We start from the raw sequence: 255 nt of genomic DNA, 5'->3' as shown, positions 1-255 counted from the left end.
ACCCATCACTACCGCAGGCGAATCAGCGTGGCCGATGGTCAGAATGGTTTGCCAAATGGAACTGACCAGTCATTTATTGATTGGTGCCGCGATGGATAAATACAGTACGAATGAAATGATACTGGCTGAGCAACTGATTGAAACGACGCCGGATAATAGCCTGACACTGTTTGACCGTGGCTTTTATTCATTAGGTCTGCTCAATGCATGGCAAGCTAAAGGCCAAAACCGTCACTGGCTTATTCCGCTAAAAAA

General features: G+C 46.3%; 1 protein-coding gene. It reads left to right on the top strand.

Annotation, left to right across the window (positions count from 1 at the left end):
* Positions 1–255 (top strand): transposase (locus EOE67_RS20460; RefSeq protein ID WP_164852462.1); only part of this gene is annotated, 255 nt, incomplete at both ends.

It is taken from the genome of Rheinheimera riviphila (genome assembly GCF_004005945.1).
Taxonomy (GTDB): Bacteria; Pseudomonadota; Gammaproteobacteria; order Enterobacterales; family Alteromonadaceae; genus Pararheinheimera; species Pararheinheimera riviphila.
This window is presented reverse-complemented; position numbering and strand designations above follow the sequence as displayed.